This is a genomic window from Sunxiuqinia sp. (assembly GCF_055140945.1).
On the sequence record NZ_JBSQYS010000004.1, the window covers coordinates 134559 to 156275 of the forward strand.

Sequence of the window (21717 nt, forward strand, 5' to 3'; positions counted from 1 at the left end):
CCAAATTTAATGCCTATGGAGCCCTCAGTAATAGATATTTTAGGCTATTCTGTCTTTGACGGAGAACTCAGTACGATTTCCTTAAATAGAAAGACTGTGATCAATACCTTAAACGGCCACTCCTACACGGTGGCTAAAAAGGATCAACTATTCAGAAATGCATTGCGCGACTCTGATATTCTGTTACCAGATGGTGTGAGTATGGTAATTGGAGCAAGAGTGTTATGTGGAAAGAAGATTAAAAAAATAGCGGGCTATGACCTATTTTTGTTTTTGCTCAACTACCTGGAATCGCAAAACGGGAAGTGTTTCTTTTTAGGATCAACTGAAGCGACCTTGCAAGGAATAAAATCGAGAATTGCTAAAGAATTTCCAAATGTGAGAGTTGGAAGTTTCTCGCCTCCATATAAATCGGTATTCTCTCCGGAAGAAAATTTGATCATGCAGAATAAGGTCAATGATTTTTGTCCGAAGGTTTTATTTGTGGGAATGACTGCTCCAAAGCAAGAAAAGTGGGTCTGCGACAATAAAGATCAGTTGAATGTCGATATTATCTGCTCAGTTGGAGCTGTTTTCGATTTTTATGCAGGTACATCCAAACGTCCTTCCAATCTGATGATTAATTTAAAATTAGAATGGTTGGGGCGGTTGTTAAAGGAGCCTAAAAGAATGTGGCGGAGATATCTATTATCGACGCCTGTTTTTTTTATCGATGTCGTACGGCGAAAAGCGATGTTTAAGGCTTAATATTTCCTCAATTTCCGATCGCCTATTTTTGCATTGGATTTAGCAAACTTGTTGGTTTATCTCCAGCTTTAAGCTTTTTGTTGTTTGGCAAATAGAAAAAGAACAGGCTACTTATTTTTGACAAATAAGTAGCCTGTTTTTAGAGTCTGTATCGATTTGTGTGTTAGTTTATATGACCACTATTTTGTCTTTGTGAATTACGTGGTTTGACTCGATGACCAAGAGATAGGTTCCTTTACTTAAATGTGAAACATTAATGGTTTCTTCAAGATTCCCGAATGAAGATAACAATGTTTTCCTGATCACAATTCTTCCCATCATACTATATAATGAGAGTTGGCATTGATCAGAAATCAGATTGGATGCTTTAATGTTTAGTATTCCATTTGTTGGATTTGGATAAACCTTCGCATCTGAAATGGTTTCATTTACATCTATTCCAGTGGTTATCGATCCTTCAAGGTTATTTGCAATCACGAAATTTTCAAAAGAGTCAATTTCATGACCTGAAGCACTATATATCGGGGTTGCTCCCGGAGTATAGCACAAGCTAACTTCTTCTTCTGGCAAATAGCCTGCATCAACATCTAAAAAAACCATATTGCCACTAATTTTTACATCCTGAATGTTCCTGTTATCACTAAGTTTAAAGTCAGATATAAGAGCAGTACTCTTTAAATCAGATGTTTTCAGTTGCGTATCATAATAGAGTATGATTCGTTTTGAATTATTATTATTAACCTCTCCCTTAACGAGTTTTCCATTGATAATTGCACTAACTGTAATAGCTGCATCTGCAGACAATGGTATTGAAGCATCATCTGTAACTTCAACGGTTAAAACAAAGGTCTGATCGCCAGCCAGCGACATCGATGAAGTGGTAATAATCTCTCCAGTCTGCGAATTAATTTCGAAGTATCCGAGCTCATTTCCTTCCGTGATCGCATAAGTTAAGGTTTGCTCTAAATCCGGATCATTTGCAATAACCTGCCCAATAACCTGCCCAATTTTATCGTTTTTATGAATTTCAAAAGTTTGATCTCCAATTACAGGGCTGTGATTGATAGCCATTCCTATCATGTTGATACGAACATTTGACAATGCAGAAAGAGGGCTCTCTGCGTCATCCTTTATTTCAACAACAAGATTATACTGAATATCAGAAGTTGTGAATATTGAGGACAGAGCGAAAATTTCACCTGTCGATTCATTTATTGAAAATAAGTTATCATCGTTGCCCTGAGTAATTCTATAACTGAGCGTTTGTTCCTGATTTGGGTCAGTTGCGATTACTTGTCCGATATAGTCATTAATAGCGACATTGTTTGAAATATCAATCACTAAGTCTTGAGCAACCGGGGATTCATTGACCCAGCTGGCAGATATTTTTATCGTAATGGTTGCACTGGAGTTCAATGGGTTGTTTGGGTGGTTATCAGTCGCTTGAACAGTAATGGAATTGTAATATTCACTATTTGATGCAAACGATTGGTTTGTGAAAATTTCACCCGTTTTGGAGTTGATTGTGAATATGTCACTTTCATTTCCTGTAACAATCGAAAAGTTTAGTGTTTGATCTGGGTCTTGGTCGCTCGCCAAAACTTGACCAATTCGACTGTTAGCAGCAAGTGGAGCTGTAACCGAAAATGTTTGAGCTAAGACGTCGGGGCGTTGGTTCTCATAGAAAGCTCCCAAGTTTGCTATTGTAATAGTTGCTTGTGAAGAAAGCGGATTTTCGGAATAGCTATCAACAATATTAACGACAAGTGAAATTTCATCCGGGTAATTTTCAGGAATGTAAGATGATAAATAAATCTCTCCGGTCAATGAGTCGAGAAAAAATAAACCATCATTGTTTCCACTTTCGATCAAATATCGAATGGTTTGTCCTTCATCAGGATCCGATCCCTCAACGATTCCAATTAAATCCCCGGCAATAACACCGTTTTCGAGTTCAAATGTCTGATCTGTTATAATCGGATTTTGATTGATAAAGACACCTATTAGATTGATCGTGATAAACGCCTCAGTCGAAATCGGACTTTGACCATCATCGGTTACCTTAATGGTTAAAACGTGGCTTTGGTTGATGTCTGTTAAAATAGATTTTTCAGTAAAAATCTCACCGGTGATTGAGTCAATTGAGAATAGCGCGTTCTCATTTCCGGCGGAAACGCGATAGGTCAGATTTTGTTCAGCATTGGTGTCTGAGGCAATAACTTGCCCGATAAGCGTGTTTGCGGCAAGATTTCCAACTAGCTCAAAGGTTTGATCAGCGATTGAAGGAGCTGCATTCAGGTCAATTTCCTCCGGGTTCACATAGCTAACCAAATCTACAATTTCGTAACTACTCAAAGCCTGATTGCTAATTCGAACTTCATCAATCAATCCTTGATACAATAACGAAGGTTGAATCTCATCACGACCTGCTCCAATATAAAGATTATAACCTATTCCTGACTCAATGTTTCCAGTTGCATTGACCGAAGTCAGAAGAAGATTATCTAAGTAAATTCTTTTTTCTGTCCCGTCGTATGTAACTGCCAGATGATGCCAGTTGCCATCCCATAGTTTATTAATATTTTCGATGGAAACCCAAGCGTTGCTTGTCCCTGAAGTTTTAAATCCAATTGATTTTTTATCCGGTAGAATGTAAAGTGCAAAGTTGTCAACGTTTGGACCGCCATGCATAATAATTCCCTGATAGCCTGAAGTATTAAGGTTCGGCTTTAGGCGAGCACTCAACGTGAGCTCTCCCTGGATGTTGTTGCTGAAGGATTCTCCAAGAGCAATATATCCGTTGCCATTCATTTCGATTCCAGTTCCGCTGTATCCATCAACTCTGGTTGTTTCATCGATAAGTGTGCCGTCATTTGTACCTTTGGAATCAATAACGGTGTAGCCGGAAACCTCTTCAAAAAGATATTCAGATGAAGCAGGTGATAGATCGGACAATGAAATTAGGATATCCGCACTTTTAGCACTAGAGATGTTTCCGGAGGCATCAACACCCCAGGCAAAAAGAGTATGAATGCCTTCTTCCGTAAACGTGTACTCAGTCGGAACTGAGGACGACCAATTACTGTTTTCCAATGAAGGCGTTGATGCTGACTCGGTAACTAGATAGTTCAATATTGTATCATTATCGGAAGCAATTAAGGAACTTATTGGAATTGTTAAAGAGTTATAGGTAGAAGGAATACTGAACGTCTCAATTATTGGACTCGTTGTATCTTCCAGTAGTGCTGTTTTTTTTATGTTGATTGTTATCGTTGCTTCAGCGGACAATGGGGAATTGCCATTGTCTGTAACCTGAATTGTTAAAGCATACGATTTATCGCTTGTCAATGAAATAGCTGATGTCGCATAAATAGCACCACTGGATTGGTCAATTGAAAAAAGGTCATCCGTATTCCCATTGGTTATTTGGTAAACGATTAATTGATTAATGTCAGGATCACTGGCTGCAACATTGCCAATCAGGTCGTTTGCATTTAAAACCGTACTAACATCAAAAGTTTGATTGTCAATTAAAGGTGGCTGATTTAATAGGGAGCTACTTAATTCGGATGTTTTAATCAGAATCTTTGATGTAAAAGGTTCAAGGGAGATACTTCCTGTAACCGGATTATTGAAAATATCTTTATAAACCGACTGTCCTAATGAGATGACTTTGGGTTGATTGGTGGCATTATAAAATAGTTTCTCGGTTTCTCCATCAGATAGTTTCGTTATGTCGAGTATGCCATTCGCATCATATCCAGCAGCTTGCCAACTACTAAAAGGCTCAAAGGAACCATTTCCATCTGAATCAAATATTTTAGTATCGTCACAATGTGATATATAAGTATTGTTATCTGCTGTAAGTGTAACAGTAGTTGGATCATTTATTTTAATAAACTTCTGTGTTGCATTAGACCACCATATATAATTACTTGGACGATCTATAGCATATAGTATATTGTTTGTAAATGTAGTTGTATTTGTAACTCCCCAACCAATACCTACTCCTAAATCAAAATCAAAAAGAGTGTTATTATTAAAAACGTTATTTAAATTGCCATATCCACAAGTTAGTCCAGCAGTACAGTGTGCGACAGTATTACCTTCTATAGTTACATCATGCGTATATTTATCAAGATAAATACCAACTCCCGGGCCAAAATTCGAAATATATCCATCTGTTCTATTTCCCAAGACGTTAGTTACAATATTATTTCTAATAATACTATTTTGTGACCCCGCATCACCAGCATAACGTTGATATGTATAAATAGCCGCACCATCATCAAGGTACATGTTAACACTATTGACAAAATTTTCTTCAATTAATGTATTCTGTCCTGAAAACATAATTCCGTTATAAGCAATACTTTCTATCACATTATTAGATACAATAGCATCATCACCATCTATGATAATTGCAGAAGAAGTTTTAGGGACATCTACACTCATGTTATCAATATGTCCCATATTTGAGATAGTGTTATTAGTAATAGTACAATTATCGGCAATATATATCTTAATACCATCACTCGATGAATTCTCTATAATGTTGTTTGTAAATGTAAAATCAGATTGAGTTCCTCCAACTATTTCAACTCCATATACATTTGCAAATTTTATATCACAATTGTTAACAGTTATATGACTGGAGGCAGTGGTATAAAAATTAGCTCTTTTTGATCTTTCAATATCTAAATTTTCAAAGGTCAGATAATCTTTATTGTCAATAGAAACACCGTAATCATTAGTTGTTGCACTTACTATATAATTAGTAGGACTATCACCATTGGGTGTCCATACATATAAAGTACTCGTATTAGTGTCATAATACCATTCATTGGCTGCGGTTAAAAGCTCTAAGTTATTGGTAAGTATAAATCCTCTGGATGTCGTTAAATTACCATATAAGCCCGCACTTAACACTAGGTCAGTACCACTGCTTGATGCGACAGTACTTCCGTAAAATCTCCATCGTACTGACCTTGCTATAACATTAGCTCCGCTGTAATTGATACTTGGATCAAGAGTACTAGATGTGATGTGTGTTTGATCTGTTATAGTTGTTGGGTAATGAAAACCAGTTTTAGGCGATCTTGCTATATTAGCTTTTGCATCATTGAAAAATACTTGTTTAACTGTATTTGATACCTTTGCTTTATAGATATTGCCTTTGTGCAAGGTCCATCCAGTAACAATCTCAGATCCTAATAGTTTGGGCTTCTCCCCAACCCCATAAGCTCCGTACTTAATCGGACTTCCTGCAGTCCCTGACGAGTTAGGTTTCAGAGTGCCTTCCCATGAATCTCCTTTTTTAAAGAAAATCTGATCTCCGGGACTAAACTGTTGTGCATTTACTTTGTTTAATGAACTCCAGGCTTGGCTTGTGCTTGTGCCTGCATTTGAATCGTTTCCAGTGCTACTACTAATGTAGTAAGTTGTTTGCCCAAATAGACTTATAGGCAACAACATAATAATAAATAAAATCTCTCTCAACTTTTCCATCTCTCTGCGTATTTATTATTTAAATTCTAACTATTTATATGACTTGGTAAAATTTGGTATTAGATGAGTGTCATAAACTCATGATTTCTGACTTATCACTTGAAAAATAAAGTGATTCTTGATCGGATTCTCCGACAGCAATGTCAATAAAAGGTTTGTTAGGTAGGGAATTGATCCCGATCTCCTTGGCTATTGAAATGTTGTCTATGAATATGCTGTGTAGGGGGGATTGAATTAAGTATTGAAATGCACTACACAAATCCTCAGGAATTCTGAAGGATCTTATTGTGCATATTTTCATAAAAATCAGGTAGACTCTCAATATCTCCAAATGGAATTCATTTGAGAATTCTGGAGAATTACGAATTTTGTTATAAGTACGGCCGATAGAATTACCTGACCGTTTAAAAATAGTTTTCTGTTTGTTGTTAAATCTAAGGTACAGGCGATATGAGTTTTTCAAAAACGCAACGCTATACCTTTTAGGCTTAGATATTCCTAAAACTATTTCGCTAGAAAATTGATTATAATTTTTCAATGTTCAATTTGATTTATGTTGTTATTATTTCCCTCACACACAAAGTCCTCTTCACGATAATAAAAACACGCTCAAATTTGGCATTACAATAATGAGAATTATTTTGGAACTCTCATAGTTAATTCAAAGAATACTAGTAATTTATAATGAAACTAAATAAGCTTTGGAAGGCTGCTATTCAATGCTTATATGTTTTAAAATCAATTAATAATCAAAAAAACATAAGAACACCACAAAGACTAACTTAGCCTCAACACTTTAAAACGAGTAATGGGTTTATGATTGTTATTGTTCAGCAGTTATAATACACACACTCAAATGCACAAATCTACGCTGGCAAAGATGTGGAAAAAAATAGAATAAGTAGTCAAGTTCGGTTAAGTATGTGGTCTATTTAGAAATAGCCATGGATGAAATGCCTAATAGATGGGATTTCTACATTGATTAAGTATTGGATTCTAAATAATACATCGCTCATCTATACCAGAGCTCCAAAGAGAAATACGATTGTTCGAAATGAGAATCGTGAAGTGTATCATTGGATATAAGGTCTTTCAATCGTTTCACTTGTCGCTGTGTCGAATTCATTAGCGTTGGCTATACGTTCCTCGTTGCTTGGTGATTCAATGGATGTTATCATCCTGAACAGCCATTCACTAAAGGCTCATTCTATTTTTACGTGAAATTACCCATTGCTTTGTGCAGCTCCTAATGTGATATTTGAAATATCGATTGCATGCAAGTTGTCAGTTGTCCCCTATGGGAGTGGAGTGGCGAAGTTGCGTAGAATCAACTTGTTTTTCTCTCTTCAATGCTAATTGCATTAAGGACTAGTTTGAGTCCGGCTGTGATGCAAGGGGCGAAGCTGTATCAGCTTCACACGATATTATGTATAGGGAAGATGAGAATTCTGGTTGATTAAATTGCAAGAGTATAAAAAAACAATGAAACATGGAGCACATAAACTCAGACTATAATTGGTACGCTTTGTATACCCGTTCGAGATATGAGAAAAAGCTACATCAAGATTTGTTTAACAGCGGAGTTGAAAGCTATTTACCACTGAAGGTTGAAAGACGTAAATGGAGCGACCGCATAAAAGTGGTAGAAGAACCTTTGCTTAGAGGCTATCTCTTTGTTAAGGTGAGTAACCGCGAGTATTTTGGCGTTTTGAACAATATTGGGGCGGTGAGTTATGTTACTTTTGGAGGCAGAGCTGCTACAATCCCTGAAAATCAGATTGAGGGGTTAAGGAAAATCGTGGACAATTTTAACGACAAATTAAATGTGACACGTGAAAAGATCACTAAAGGAACTCAAGTTAGAGTGAAAAATGGTTTGCTGAAAGATGTGCTCGGAGAGATTGTAGAAATTCGTGGAAAGACTAGAATCGTTCTTCGTTTTCAAAGCTTGGGATATTGTTTACACACCGAGATTTCGATGAAGGAGGTTGAGATTTTAGACTCCAGTGTAGTAGTTGATAAATAAACACTAATTCGTCCGCCTTGTGTGTCTGTATTAATTTCGAGTGAAATAAATAAATGCAAAATCCAAATATGAAAGTTTTAATACTAGCGGGAGGTCTTGGAACAAGACTTTCTGAGGAAACCACAGTCAAGCCTAAGCCAATGGTCGAAATTGGTGAAAGACCAATTATTTGGCATATCATGAAGATTTACTCTCAATATGGGTTTAATGATTTTATCATCCTCTGTGGATACAAAGGTTACGTCATTAAGGAGTATTTTGCCAATTATCTAATGCATCGGTCAGATGTAACGATTGATGTTGCAAGTAATTCGATGACATACCATAAAAATCACGCTGAACCGTGGAAAATTACATTAGTAGATACAGGACAAGATACGTTGACCGGTGGACGCATTAAACGAGTTCGGGATTATGTTGGCAATGAACCATTTTTATTAACTTATGGTGATGGCGTTTCTGATATTAATATTGATGAACTAATCGCCTTTCATAAGAAGCAAAATGCATATGTGACTCTTTCCGCCATAAATCCCCCGGGAAGGTTTGGGGCATTTAAGCTTGCTGGAGATTCTAATAAAATTGACAATTTTAGGGAAAAACCTAATGGAGGTAGTGAGAATTCTGCATGGATTAATGGTGGTTTTTTTGTCGTAGAACCGGAAGCATTTGATTTTATTGAAGGAGACCAAACTTCATGGGAGCGAGAGCCAATGGAGCAGATTGCTTCGATGGATAAACTGGCTGCATATCGGCATAAAGGCTTCTGGCAACCGATGGATACATTGAGAGACAAACATTTTCTTGAAGAATTATGGAACCAGGGAAAGGCTCCTTGGAAGGTATGGAATCAATAATAGTTGAGATGTGTATGGTCTAAATATACTTCAATGACCGAATGAATTCCAATTCTAAAGAATTAAACGAATGATAATCAGCAATCCACAACGATTTGCAATTTCATTGTTATAGCTTGCGAAGAGGTGGGGGTTGAGCTTGGATTCCAAAGGGCAGGGAGCTGATGAAATTGGGCATCTGACCCGCATTGATGAGAACGCCTTGGTGGGCAGTTTAGCTAGGAATACCTCGAAGATGTCAAAATTAGGATCGAAAAAGGAAATATTGAGATTGTAAAATTGATCCCATGTATTTCCGTCCTGCTAAAGTTGACTTGTTGATTGGTGAATCCAACCAAGTCTTAAGAAGAAGTTTTAGGCAGGAATCTAAAATGTGGCTTGAAAGCGTTGATCGCTGATATTATGATCAAATCGGATGTCAACTTCTTTCAAAATGAATCTTCCCTGAAAAATAGGGGATATCGCATCATGAATTTCTACGAATAAATTATATAGTCCACGCTGAGTATTAGCTGAAAGAGTAAGCTACATCCACAGAGGTGGGTGTAGTCTTTTCTTTTGGCGTTTTTTTATCTAAGAGCGTAAAGACAAGGCAGATGTTATATGTTTATCATAGAAAATAGGCATGTGAATATCGGTGTCGAGGGGTGTGAGCATCAAGGATTTGGCATCGCCAATTAAAAGACCATGGAGTATGTGGAAGTAGCTGGTGTTAAATTCCTCAATACCGGATGCTAAAAGGCGAAAACGAACCGATCCATCGAAACTACATCAGCTTGGATGAAACCAACCTGTTGATATAAAGGATGGAATTGATAAACTGTGTCAGTGGTATTCAAATACGAAGGAAATTCAGATTGCTGATATCCAATAATTTTAAATTTAATGCAAGAATTAATGAAAAGCGACACTTTTGTAATTATTATGGCAGGAGGGGTTGGTAGCCGTTTTTGGCCGGTGAGTACCGAGCGGAAGCCCAAACAATTTTTAGATATGTTGGGTACCGGAAAAACCCTTTTTCAACATACCGTTGAGCGGTTTGATGAGATTTGTCCCAGACGAAATATTTATGTAGTAACATCAGACCAATACATTGATATTGTAAAAAGTCAATGCCCCGAAATTCCGGATTCGAATATATTAGCAGAACCGGTGATGCGAAATACGGCACCTTGTATTGCTTATGCGAGTTATAAAATTAACAAGCTTAACTCGAATGCCAACATTATTGTCACTCCGTCAGATCATTTAATTGAACAGAAACAGTTATTTCAAGGAGCTTTAGAAAAAGGCTTGAGTTTTGTGAGAGACAAGGATGCAATATTAACAATTGGAATTCAACCTCATCGACCTGAAACCGGGTTTGGCTACATCCAGATGGAGAGATCTGATGATGAAGTCGGAAAGGTTAAAGCATTTAAAGAAAAACCGAATGTTGAAACGGCCAAAGAGTATTTGCAGAGGGGCGATTTTTTATGGAATGCGGGTATTTTTCTATGGTCGGTGAAAACAATTATTAAAGCTTTTGAAACTTATATGCCGGCGATGGCCCGCGTATTTCAAAACGGCGAAGAGCTTTATTTCACAGATAAGGAGCAAAGCTTTATAGATTTAGTGTATCCAACCTTCCAAAGTATTTCAATCGACTATAGTCTGTTGGAGAAGGCAAATAACCTCTATGTTCAGAAAGCCAATTTTGACTGGTCTGACTTGGGAACCTGGTCTGCACTTTGGGAAAAATCAGCAAGAAATTATAGCGGGGACACTGTTTCATCAGAAAATGCGTACTTGTATGAAACCTCAAATAATATTATACATGTTCCTGAAGATAAAGTGGTCGTTGTTCAGGGGCTTAGCGAATATATAGTTGTAGAATCGAATAACGTGTTGCTAATATGTAGTAAAGGTGAGGAACAGCGAATAAAAGCATTCAGTCATAAGGCTTCTGGGCGTAAATAAATTTTCTTTTACTTCTGGCAATAGTACGGATAAAGATCTAGTTGGAATACCAAATTATTGATGATTTTTTCAAGCTTCTACTTCATAGGTAGAAGCTCTTTAACTTGGATTTTAGGCAAGTTTACTTGTCTGTCTTTGATGGTGAATTCGAGTTACGCTCAGCTGATTAGATTGATCTCTTAGTGTCCCCCGGTCCTATTTTATCGGAAGCCTCACCCATGTTAAAGGACTTTGATTCAGCACGTAGATAATTTTACGTGAAATTACCCATTGCTTTGAGCATTTACTAATTGGATATTTGGATTATAAATTTCATAGAACTTTCAAATTAGCAGAAAGTATAAAATGTGAGTTAATTGGAAGGTATGCGAAGTAAAATAGAGATCTAATGATTAATGATTACCAAATCTCTCACACCAGTATTCAAATTTATTGATGATTTCATCAAGTTTTGACTACATAAGTTGTAATACTCTTTTTACAAGAGATAACTTAATTCCCTTTAAAAAATGACTATGTTACACGAACGAGAATATGCGATTCAAAAAATAAGTATCATTATACAGGTACTGCTTACGATGGGGTGTTATACCTTGATTTGGTGGCTTGATTCTTCCTCTGATTTGATTACAGTAGATCATGTTAGTGAGTTGAAAAACAACTTGGTTGTCATTGCTCTTTTATGGTTCCTCCTTTTGGATCAATTTGGGTTGGGTGACGTTTCTCGAAAATCAAGCTACGCAAATCAGTTTAAAGCAAATTTCAAAGCGATATCAATTGGTATGGGCGTTTTGTTCGCGGTAAACGTTATTTCAAATTTTTCTGTTGAGAAGCTTTTAATAATCTCCTATTTCGGAATCTTAAACTTGGTTGCTTTAACCTTCTTTAAGTATTTCTTTCTTACTCTAATGCGATTTTTACGTCGTAGGGGATATGGTATGCGCCAGACTATGATGATTGTTGACGAGGAGGCAATTGATTATATTGAGGAGACTATCCATCGAAAGGATTGGGGGTACAGTATTCGTGCTATAATGACAAGTAGCAAGCTTGTTAAGGAAAAGTATCAAGATCGGTATAATGTTATACCCAAGCGAAGTAACCTCAAAGCAATTTTGGATAGAGAAACCATTGACGAAGTCATGTATTGCAATTCTGATTACAATCATGATGAAATTACCCGGTTTATTTCAGAATGTAATGAAGTTGGAGTAAGCTTCCATCATTATACTGGTGTGATATCAAAATTGACAGGTAAAAGGAGCGCAAAGACCATTGTTTCATTAGTTAGTCAAAAGCCTTTCGTTAGCTATATGAGCACTCCCAATGATTATATTGCGTTAAAACTGAAAAATGTATTTGATTTCTTTTTTAGCTTGTTTGTAATCATTCTCTCTAGTCCAATTTATTTGGTTCTTGCTATTGCAATTAAGTTAGGTGATGGAGGACCGGTTTTTTTTAAGCAGGAGCGTGTTGGTTTAAACGGACGGCGATTCGGATGTTATAAGTTCAGGACAATGGTTGTGAATGCTGAGGCATTAAAAGCGTCATTGATGGGACAAAATGAACAGGAGGGCCCCGTCTTTAAAATAACTTCTGATCCAAGGGTGACTCGAGTTGGCCATTTTTTAAGGAAAACTTCGTTGGATGAGCTTCCGCAGTTTATCAATGTCTTACGTGGAGAGATGTCTGTTGTTGGTCCAAGACCTCCAATACCCGCTGAAGTCGAGAAATACAAACGCTGGCAAGTGCGACGACTAAGCATGAAGCCGGGGATTACTTGTATCTGGCAAGTTTCAGGTAGGAATGATATCAAATTCGAAGAATGGATGAAGTTAGATATGCAATACATCGACAACTGGTCTTTAACGAAAGATCTTGTGTTGATTTTTAAAACGGTCAAAGTTGTATTTGTAGGAACAGGAAAGTAGTAATGTTGAAATTCAATTTCAATATATAGACTAAATTGTAAGTATAAAAGTAAAGAGTAAAAGTATGTATCACAGAATTAAGAGTAGACAAAGCACTCTTATCTTCTTGTTAGTCTTGACTGGACTGACGTCTTGTGTCTCAAAAAGAAATACGCATTTTTTCAGAGATTTGGAAGATAAAGTTGCATTAGATGGAGTAAAAAGTCCTGAGGAGGACTACAAGATCAAGTCAAACGACAACCTGTATGTTAGTGTCAAAACGATTAACCCGGAAGTAAACGCGATGTTCTCTTCGGGTGAGGGAGGAGGAGTAGGGCAAACAAATCTATACTCGTCGCAGGTTGGTCAACATATTTACGGTTATCAGGTAGATAGTCATGGAGAAATAACTTTACCAATTATTGGGTCAGTTTATGTTGCTGAACGAACCTTAAAAGAAGCTAAAGAAGAGATTGGGCGAAGAGCAGAAGAATATTTAAAAGACGCTGACATCCAGGTAAGGTTGCTGAATTTTAAGGTTAGCGTATTAGGGGAAGTGAATTCGCCTGGAGTATACTACAATTATAACAATACACTCACGATACTTGAAGCTATTGGAATGGCCAAAGGAGCAAGTGACTTTGCAAAAATTAAAGATGTTATTGTGCTCCGACAAAAAGGAGATAAAATTGTACCCTATGAAATTAGCTTGACTGATAGCGAAGTATTAACTTCTGACGCATATTATCTACAATCAAACGATGTTGTATTAGTACGGCCTCAACAGTTGAAAAATGTGAAGTTGAACGCTTCATATTACACGATTTTTACGGGAGCGTTGACTACGATAATCCTATTTGTTAATTACTTCTGGGGCTAGGACGAAGTTGTTAACAAGCAATATCAATTGTTGAATAAAAGTAAAGACATAGAAATGATGACTAAAGAAACATTTTCTTCGACATTGTTGGAGGAACAGGATAAATTAGCAATTAAGAAGTTTATTTATAAGATTTTTCGTAAATGGTATTGGTTTGCCGCTGCCTGTATTATTGGAGCTGGAACTGGTTACTTTTTGACACAAACGAAATCTCCAACTTACCAGCTTAGCAGCTTGTTTTTGATCGAATCTGATAATATGGCAGAGATGACCCTTGATCTACCTTTTGCGGGAGGACGACAGGGGAATACAAAGCTCCAAAACAAAATTGGTATAATTACTTCGTATCAAATTAACAAGCAGGTTTTAGAGAATTTAGATTGGTCAATTTCCTGGTTTGAAGAACTCATGTTTAGAGAATCTGAAATTTATCCTCAAAAGCCTTTTGATGTTAGGTATGATAGGCAATCAGTAAACGTGACAGGAATTCCTATTTATATACAAATGATTGATAGCACATCCTATCAGATTACAGTGAATGCAAACAAAAATATTGCAGGTCGCGAGGTTGAGGTAGATTTCACTAAAAGAGCAACTTTTGGCGAGCCTTTTTCAAATACGTACTTTAATTTCACCTTGTATCCTGAGTTTGCAGAAAGAGGAGACGAATTTTTCTTCGTCTTCAATAACTTTGATAGTCAGGTGGAAAGTTATATGAACAGGTTAAGTGTCGGAGAAGTTGATCCTGAGATGAAAGCAGACTTAGTCGGTTTGTCTATGCTCGACCGTGTTCCACAAAAAGCAGCAGATTATTTAAATGAACTAAGTCGGGTATACATAGATCATGAGCTGAGAGAAAAGAATCATAAATCAACAACAACGATTAACTTCATCGATTCTCAGTTAAAGGATGTTGTCGATACCTTAAAAGTAGCAGGGAATAATTTTACAAGCTTCAGATCAAAGAACCAAATTGTTAATTTGAATCAGGAAGGTGGTATCATTATGAACCAACTTGTAGATCTTGATACTGAAAAATCAACCATACAGAGCCACTTGGATTATTATCGCAACCTCAAGGAATATCTGAATGACAAGGATAAAATGAAGGAAGTGGTAGCTCCCTCAGTTGTTGGTATTGTTGACGAGTCTTTAAATAATTTAGTTGTTCGATTGAGCGACTTGTATCGAAATCGAGAGGTTATTTCTTATACAGCGCAAGAAAAAAACCCGAAATTGATCCTCATTCAGAATGAGATAGAGATGGTGAAACGCAACCTGCAAGAAAACCTTCGGAATTTAATTAATAATGCGATCGTTCAAATTCAAGGTATTGATAGGAGGATTGAGAAAGTTAATCGACAGCTTGCCAAATATCCAAAAACAGAGCAGGAAATGATTAACATGAAACGCATGTTAGATTTAAACGATGAGCTATATACTTTTCTATTAAAAAAGAGAGCAGAAGCAGCTATAACCCATGCCTCAAATGTTGCAGATACAAAGGTGCTGGATTCTGCAAATCCTAAATTGGCAACATATATGGGACCTTATTTAATTAAAAATGTAGCAATTGGGATATTGGCAGGATTGATGATTCCTTTTATGATTATTGTGGTCGCATCTTATTACTACGATCGTATTCGTTCAGCCGACGATATTGAGGAATATAGCGATATTCCGGTTGTTGGAAATATTGTTCTATCAACAGCGACTTCAGGAAGTGAGTTTTTAACTGCCGTTGATAATCCACGTTCAGCGATTGCAGAAGGTTATCGTGAGTTGCGCACCAATCTTAATTTTATAAAAAAGAAAGATCAGAATGAAACTATAGTTATTGGCGTGAATTCAGTGATTCCTGGCGAAGGAAAATCGTTTACTGCTGCGAACTTGTCTTCAATGATTGCGATAAATAATAAAAAGGTATTGTTGATCGATTGCGATATGCGAAAGCCAAGCTTGCACGCTCGATTAAAATATAAAAACAAAGAAGGGCTAAGTACATTCCTAACAGCGTTTAGCTCTTTTGATGACATTTTACGACAAACCCGGGTGGATAACTTGTATTTTGTTTCTGCCGGTCCTATTCCGCCAAACCCTTCTGAATTATTAGAGAATGGTAAGTTTGACGAGTTAATTGAACGGGCAAAAGAACGATTTGACTATATCGTTTTTGATAATCCTCCTATTTCACTTGTTTCCGATGGTATTATCATTGGACAAAAAGTCGACATTAACCTATTTGTAACCCGACAAGACTTCAGTAAAAAAAGTGAGATCAAATTTATTGATCATGTTCATAAGAAAAAATCAATGAATAATGCGGGGATTATTTTGAACGGTATTAACCTCTCCAAGCATGCCCATGCTGGGTCATATGGAGCAGACTATAGTTTTAAAAAGAAAAGTGGTAGTTACTACTTTAATTCCAGTCCTAGTCACGCTGGATGATTTCTTTACTTTTATTCTGAGGCAAGGTGATCTTCGGATCGCCTTGCTTTTTTCTTTTAATTTTTGAAAATAATAATATAGAGTAAGTTGAAAACATAGTTAGTGGTTTCTCCCAACTTTCTCATCATCCAAATAGTAAAATAGAATATGATTATAGCAGTTGACTTTGATGGAACAATTGTACAACATAAATACCCAAAAATTGGCAAGGAAATTCCTTTTGCCACAATGACACTTAAGAAACTTCAGGAGGAAGGACATCGATTGATCTTATGGACTTACCGAACAGATGAATTACTCAATGAAGCTGTGGATTTTTGTGAGTCGAAGGGGATTGAGTTTTATGCCATAAACAAAAGTTTCCCTGAAGAAAAGTTTGATGAAAATGCTCCTCGGAAAATTCATTGCGACCTGTTTATTGACGATCGTAATGTGGGAGGGTTACCCGGATGGGGCGAAATATATCAAATGATTAATGAAATGTAGCCAAGTAGATTTTTGATAGCTAGAGTTAGTCTCTGGACCAGACTAACAACCCGGCCTGTACTGTAAAATGTGCAGGCTTTTTTTATGCCTTTTTCTGAACAGATTCTTATTAGCCGTTCATTCATGTCGTTTGCTTTTTCAAGCAAGGGGCAGTCTCATTTTAACGAAAAAACAGTTTGCCCGAGGTGTTGCGTACAAAATTACATGTCTGTTAGCCAGGGAATTCTCATTTTTGTGGTTGATAAAAGTGAAACATAGACTGACTAATAAAATGAAAGCAATGACCTATTTGATGATGCTGGCACTTATACTTCAGCTGGCGTCTTGTTCTTCTCCTGAAAAAAAAACAGCAGAACAATTTCCTGATGGAACTGAAATTCCTGCTTGGTTTAGGGATACAACCAAGATTGATGTAATAGCTTTAGGAGCTCAATTTGTGATAACCGATCATGGAGCTATTGGCGACGGTGAAACCTTAAATACCGAAGCCATCCAAAAAACGATAGACGAAGCTGCCAAAAGTGGCGGAGGTGTGGTTGTAATTCCTGAAGGTCGTTTTTTAACAGGGGCAATTTTTTTCAAACCAAATACACACTTACATGTAAGTGAAAGCGCTATTTTGTTTGGCTCAGATGATATCTCAAATTTTCCTAAAATGCCTTCGCGCATGGAGGGGCAGAGCATCGATTATTTCCCGGCAGTGGTGAATGCCTACAACGTTGACGGATTTACAATCACAGGTAAAGGTACAATCGATGGCAATGGCCTCAACTATTGGAAGGCTTTTTGGCAACGACGTGCTGAAAACCCTGATTGTACGAACCTGGAAGTCTCGCGACCTCGTTTGGTATTTATTCAACACAGTAACGATGTGCAATTGCAGGACGTCAAACTTCACAACTCCGGATTTTGGACAACCCACCTGTACAAGTGCAATCGGGTAAAGGCACTCGATCTTCATATTTATTCGCCTGCAAAACCAATTAAAGCACCAAGTACCGATGCCATCGATATTGATGCGTGCTCAGACGTTCTTGTAAATGGCTGTTACATGGAAGTGAATGATGATGCCGTTGCTTTAAAAGGCGGCAAAGGGCCAACTGCTGACGAAGATCCGGATAACGGACCCAATAAAAATATTATCATCCAGAACTGTGAGTTTGGCTTTTGCCATTCTGCAGTAACTTGTGGTAGTGAATCTATTCACAACCGAAATATTATAGTTCGCGATTGTACTGTTGATGGACCTTCGCGTGTGTTGTGGTTGAAAAACCGCCCCGACACCCCGCAGCTATACGAATATATTCTGGTTGAAAACGTTACTGGAAGAGCGCAACGACTGATTTATGCCAAGCCCTGGACTCAGTTTTTTGATTTGAAAGGACATAAAACGCAACCATTGTCGCAAGCCAATCACATTACATTTCGGAATATTGATTTGACCTGCAAAATATTTGCAGACATTAGTGTTACGGAATACGATTTGCTCAAAAACTTCACTTTTGATCACGTTACAATTACGGCTGAAAATGGTGAGTTAAACAAAGATTTATTTGATGGATTAACCATTAACCAGCTTGAAGTTAACGGGCAATTAATAGATTGATTTTAAGACGTTTTTTTTCATAAATATCTTTCCAAAGTTAGTGACCCCTTGAATACAATTGATTTTGTATGACAAGGGGTTTTTCATGGGTACTATTGAATCAGTTAGGTGTTAAAAATTTCTTTTCATAAATTCATAAGCATTCTCTTTCATAAATCGATCAACAATGTCGGAAGCCTTTATTTTATTGAATTCTTTCAGTGACTGGGCTCCTTCCGAATTGAGGAAGTTAAAGGCATGCTTTTCAAGGTAGCTGTCAAACAGTGGCATTTCTTCAGCAGTCCAAAAGCCATTAAGGGGGTTAATCATTCCATCGTAATCAGAACCTATACACTGAATGCCCCAGGCAAATTGACCATGTCGGTTCAATACCCAAGCAACATGTTCAATTTGGTTCCAGAGTAGTTTTGATTTGTGAAACAGCATTTTTCGACGACTTAGAAATGGGCCACTTTTCTTCAACTCATGTTTGCTGGCTACCCGTCGTTCGTCAAATTGAATCCCAAATACTCCGCCCGATTGAGCGACCCGTAATATTTCATCGTCATAAAAATTGATGTCGTTAGACTGAAATTTGCCGTAGTTGAAGAGATCATCCTCCACCAACTGGCGACGCGATCGAAAACCGGTAACAGCTCCATGACTTATAACCAACGGAATAATTTCGTCCGGGAACTCCTGCTCAAGGAAATGGTAGTATTCTTCCCGGGCCTTTACGCTCATGTGTTTCAGGTCAATCAATATGCGCTTGCCATCTGTGTTGTCAAGCAGTTTTTTTAGAACCTGCCAGCCCAAGTCTGAAAATCCTTCATTCATGCGGTCGTTTTGGTCACAAAGTTTACTGACAATGCCACTCAGGCTTTTTGCATGACCAACCAGTTCGTTGTCAAAATGATGTGTCAGCCCCATGAAGAAAAGTCGGTGATCCCATTTTTTTACCCGCTCAACATTAGCAAGTACTTCGGTCGATGAAGCCGTTTTTTTCATTCGCTGCAAGCCCGTGTTAAACACGTGGCCACCCTCAATGGTCAGAATAATATAGACCGTTCGGATATCCGGCTCGGTGTCAGTCTCCAGCTCGGCAAACGACGATACAATTTTATATTGATGCCAAAGTCCGTTAATTTTTAGCTTCTGCCCATCTAGTTGGCGGTAAAATTGGTATTCCATTTCCAGATCGGTAAAGTAGTTATCCATTTTCTGGACATAGTCAATTCTTTTTTTGCCCATACCAATTACCAGGTTGTTGAGTAAGTCGCCCGGTAGTTGCGTACCTATCTTGGTCATTACAAAACCTTTCTCCAAGCCACAAAGCGATACCATGATGGTATGCGCACCGCCCTTTGCCAATGTCGTAAAATCGGCCTGTCTGAATTTGGTTAAGGAGGTGGTAATGTTGGCTAGCTTGTCGAGTAAAGAAGGAGCATCGGTATACCAGAGGCTATTTTGTCGGTTGCGATTCGAACTATTGATGCCAGCTTGACTGTTAAAACTTTTACCCATTGGCTTAATGGCCGGGTGAGTGTGTAAATCGATAAATTGTGTTTCCATGATTTATTAGTTTTCGAGTTAATTAGAGTGGATAAATAGGGGGAAAGGCCTAAAAGACTCATGCAAGAACCATGGATTTAGGTTGATTTTGGTTTCGTTGGTGAAGTGATTCACCGATAAGATTATTCAATTTACGAAAAAAAGATCTTAAATTCAATGTTCGATCAACTCGTTTTTGTATGTTGCTGATATGGAATTGACTTCCAGTTAGCTATTTTGTAACTTGTAGTAAGAAACAATTGCATTTTAGTTATCTTTTAGCTTCTGACTATGAAATATATCAATCAACCCGGCAGCAGGGTGTATGTGCTGATTTTGTTTGTGTTCATTTTGTTTGAATGTTGTTCTCCAAGCTCGGAAAAGCAGGCAACTGCTCCTGTTGAAGCGACTGATGCTGTTGCTGATTCTCCAGACTCCGAGCAGATCCCGGAACCAATTATGGAGGAAGAGAATGTCATGGCGCCAGCTTCACCACCACCTCCGCCTCCGCCTGCGAAAGCGCAAAAGCCGATGTCAAAATCGGTAAACGATAAAGTTTTATCGCAGAGCCCCTCAACTGTTGGGATTTGGAAGCCGAATGTGGGGAATCCAACAGGGAGTACAAGTATACCGGCAAAGAACCCGATACCACGGAGTCAGGTGTATGATGGTCAAATGATGGTTTATGCGTCCGATTCAATGATGGAACATCGGGGCGAACGGGTTATGGCGTTGGTGAAACAACAGATCGATGAAAGTAAGGCCATTCAGGAATTTGGGAAGAGCATGGGAATTAGTGAAAGCCAAGCCGCGAATGATTCTAAAATACACGATATTCAGCTCAGCGATTCATTGCGGGTAACTCTGGTGTTTAATCCCGAAGACTTTAAGCTTATTAGCCAGAATGCTGTGTACTACTGCCATTTTGAAAAGAGACAGACTCAATATTTCGATTGGGAAGTGGAACCTCAAACGCCTGGAGAAAAGCAATTAACCATCAAAATTGAAAACTACGTCAATAGCTCGTGGAGCAACTTTGTTTCGCCACAAACTATTACAATACAGGTCAAGGTGAATCAAAATACCCTGTGGACCCGTTTGTGGGATACCATCCAAAATGATCCTTCCTGGGTGCTTGATAAAGTTATGCTTCCGCTACTGGCCTTTATTGCCGGGTTATTCGCCACATATATTCGCCGCAAATTGTTTGGCAGGAAGGAAGATTGACTTCTTCTACTCAATCACTTTTTCGTCATGACTATTCCAATCTATTTTCTTACTCTGAATAGTGATACAAGATATCAAATAGAATTTAAGGGGAGTATAGATAGTTTGTGCATAAAACTTTGGGATAGATTAAAATTTTATATTTTGATGACACAACTTTCGGCTTGCTTATACGTCGATTAAAAAGAAACGATGAAAAAACGGGGTGTTATAGCAGCGATAGTCCTTGTTGACTGAGTTGTAGCTTTCGGAATAAAATAGCCGGCGCTAATAGCGGAGACAATCACTTTATAAATACCATTACAATATGGTTTGAAATCTTAATGATTGGAATAGATTCTTGTTCTGTTTATCCCGGAGAAGTAGAGCAAATAGTAACGAAATAATTGATGTTGCCGCCGTTTCCTTCTATCAGAAATCAAAAAAAAGAAGGATTTTACGGTATAAACAGAATAACCTTAGTTCGATATGAATATCAAACCCAGGTTATTCAGTATGTGTCAGTTGTTGTAATCTTTTTTAAAGATTAT

The 21717-nt window shown here is 37.7% G+C and carries 12 protein-coding genes; 10 read left to right on the forward strand and 2 right to left on the reverse strand.

Translation table 11 applies throughout. The features are described from left to right. Positions 1–15 precede the first annotated feature (15 nt). Positions 16–747: a WecB/TagA/CpsF family glycosyltransferase gene (locus ACTB00_RS02840; RefSeq protein ID WP_463298434.1), complete on the forward strand. Its 732-nt coding sequence runs from the start codon at positions 16–18 to the stop codon at positions 745–747. Positions 748–915: 168 nt separating this feature from the next. Here the strand turns inward: ACTB00_RS02840 and ACTB00_RS02845 are convergent, their stop codons facing one another. Further along, entirely contained in the window at positions 916–6255 is a 5340-nt protein-coding gene (locus tag ACTB00_RS02845; protein ID WP_463298435.1) for a cadherin domain-containing protein, read from the reverse strand. A 1489-nt stretch (positions 6256–7744) separates the two neighbouring features. Here ACTB00_RS02845 and ACTB00_RS02850 point away from each other — a divergent pair. The 8 genes from ACTB00_RS02850 (at position 7745) to ACTB00_RS02885 (ending at position 18430) form a co-directional block, all read left to right on the forward strand. Then, complete coding sequence (locus ACTB00_RS02850) at positions 7745–8281, forward strand: UpxY family transcription antiterminator (RefSeq protein WP_463298436.1); 537 nt, start codon at positions 7745–7747, stop codon at positions 8279–8281. A 68-nt stretch (positions 8282–8349) separates the two neighbouring features. Next, a complete protein-coding gene (gene rfbF, locus ACTB00_RS02855) occupies positions 8350–9138 on the forward strand; it encodes a glucose-1-phosphate cytidylyltransferase (protein ID WP_463298437.1) in 789 nt (262 codons plus the stop codon). 885 nt (positions 9139–10023) lie between these two features. Next, on the forward strand, positions 10024–11097 hold the full coding sequence (locus ACTB00_RS02860; protein ID WP_463298438.1) for a mannose-1-phosphate guanylyltransferase: 1074 nt from the start codon (positions 10024–10026) through the stop codon (positions 11095–11097). A gap of 515 nt (positions 11098–11612) precedes the next feature. After that, positions 11613–13028 (forward strand): sugar transferase, encoded by a 1416-nt coding sequence (locus ACTB00_RS02865; protein ID WP_463298439.1) that lies wholly within the window; start codon positions 11613–11615, stop codon positions 13026–13028. A 64-nt stretch (positions 13029–13092) separates the two neighbouring features. After that, on the forward strand, positions 13093–13887 hold the full coding sequence (locus tag ACTB00_RS02870; RefSeq protein ID WP_463298440.1) for a polysaccharide biosynthesis/export family protein: 795 nt from the start codon (positions 13093–13095) through the stop codon (positions 13885–13887). Between the two features lie 54 nt (positions 13888–13941). Beyond that, the gene (locus ACTB00_RS02875) at positions 13942–16338 is read left to right on the forward strand and encodes a GumC family protein (RefSeq protein WP_463298441.1); all 2397 of its coding nucleotides are present in this window, start codon (positions 13942–13944) and stop codon (positions 16336–16338) included. 147 nt (positions 16339–16485) lie between these two features. After that, positions 16486–16824: a BT0820 family HAD-type phosphatase gene (locus tag ACTB00_RS02880; RefSeq protein WP_463298442.1), complete on the forward strand. Its 339-nt coding sequence runs from the start codon at positions 16486–16488 to the stop codon at positions 16822–16824. 247 nt (positions 16825–17071) lie between these two features. Next, entirely contained in the window at positions 17072–18430 is a 1359-nt protein-coding gene (locus ACTB00_RS02885; protein WP_463298443.1) for a rhamnogalacturonidase, read from the forward strand. Between the two features lie 111 nt (positions 18431–18541). On the opposite strand, the gene ACTB00_RS02890 is transcribed toward ACTB00_RS02885, so the two are convergent. Beyond that, positions 18542–19981, reverse strand: a complete 1440-nt coding sequence (locus ACTB00_RS02890; protein ID WP_463298444.1) for a membrane dipeptidase — start codon at positions 19979–19981, stop codon at positions 18542–18544. A gap of 270 nt (positions 19982–20251) precedes the next feature. Between ACTB00_RS02890 and ACTB00_RS02895 the strand changes: the two genes are divergently transcribed. Beyond that, the gene (locus tag ACTB00_RS02895; RefSeq protein ID WP_463298445.1) at positions 20252–21187 is read left to right on the forward strand and encodes a hypothetical protein; all 936 of its coding nucleotides are present in this window, start codon (positions 20252–20254) and stop codon (positions 21185–21187) included. The last annotated feature ends 530 nt before the right edge of the window (positions 21188–21717 follow it).

Coding starts and splice junctions, on each gene's coding strand:
- ACTB00_RS02840 (WP_463298434.1), top strand. CDS start 16: ATGGAGCCCTCAGTAATAGATATTTTAGGCTATTCTGTCTTTGACGGA.
- ACTB00_RS02845 (WP_463298435.1), bottom strand. CDS start 6,255: ATGGAAAAGTTGAGAGAGATTTTATTTATTATTATGTTGTTGCCTATA.
- ACTB00_RS02850 (WP_463298436.1), top strand. CDS start 7,745: ATGGAGCACATAAACTCAGACTATAATTGGTACGCTTTGTATACCCGT.
- rfbF (WP_463298437.1), top strand. CDS start 8,350: ATGAAAGTTTTAATACTAGCGGGAGGTCTTGGAACAAGACTTTCTGAG.
- ACTB00_RS02860 (WP_463298438.1), top strand. CDS start 10,024: ATGCAAGAATTAATGAAAAGCGACACTTTTGTAATTATTATGGCAGGA.
- ACTB00_RS02865 (WP_463298439.1), top strand. CDS start 11,613: ATGTTACACGAACGAGAATATGCGATTCAAAAAATAAGTATCATTATA.
- ACTB00_RS02870 (WP_463298440.1), top strand. CDS start 13,093: ATGTATCACAGAATTAAGAGTAGACAAAGCACTCTTATCTTCTTGTTA.
- ACTB00_RS02875 (WP_463298441.1), top strand. CDS start 13,942: ATGATGACTAAAGAAACATTTTCTTCGACATTGTTGGAGGAACAGGAT.
- ACTB00_RS02880 (WP_463298442.1), top strand. CDS start 16,486: ATGATTATAGCAGTTGACTTTGATGGAACAATTGTACAACATAAATAC.
- ACTB00_RS02890 (WP_463298444.1), bottom strand. CDS start 19,981: ATGGAAACACAATTTATCGATTTACACACTCACCCGGCCATTAAGCCA.
- ACTB00_RS02895 (WP_463298445.1), top strand. CDS start 20,252: ATGAAATATATCAATCAACCCGGCAGCAGGGTGTATGTGCTGATTTTG.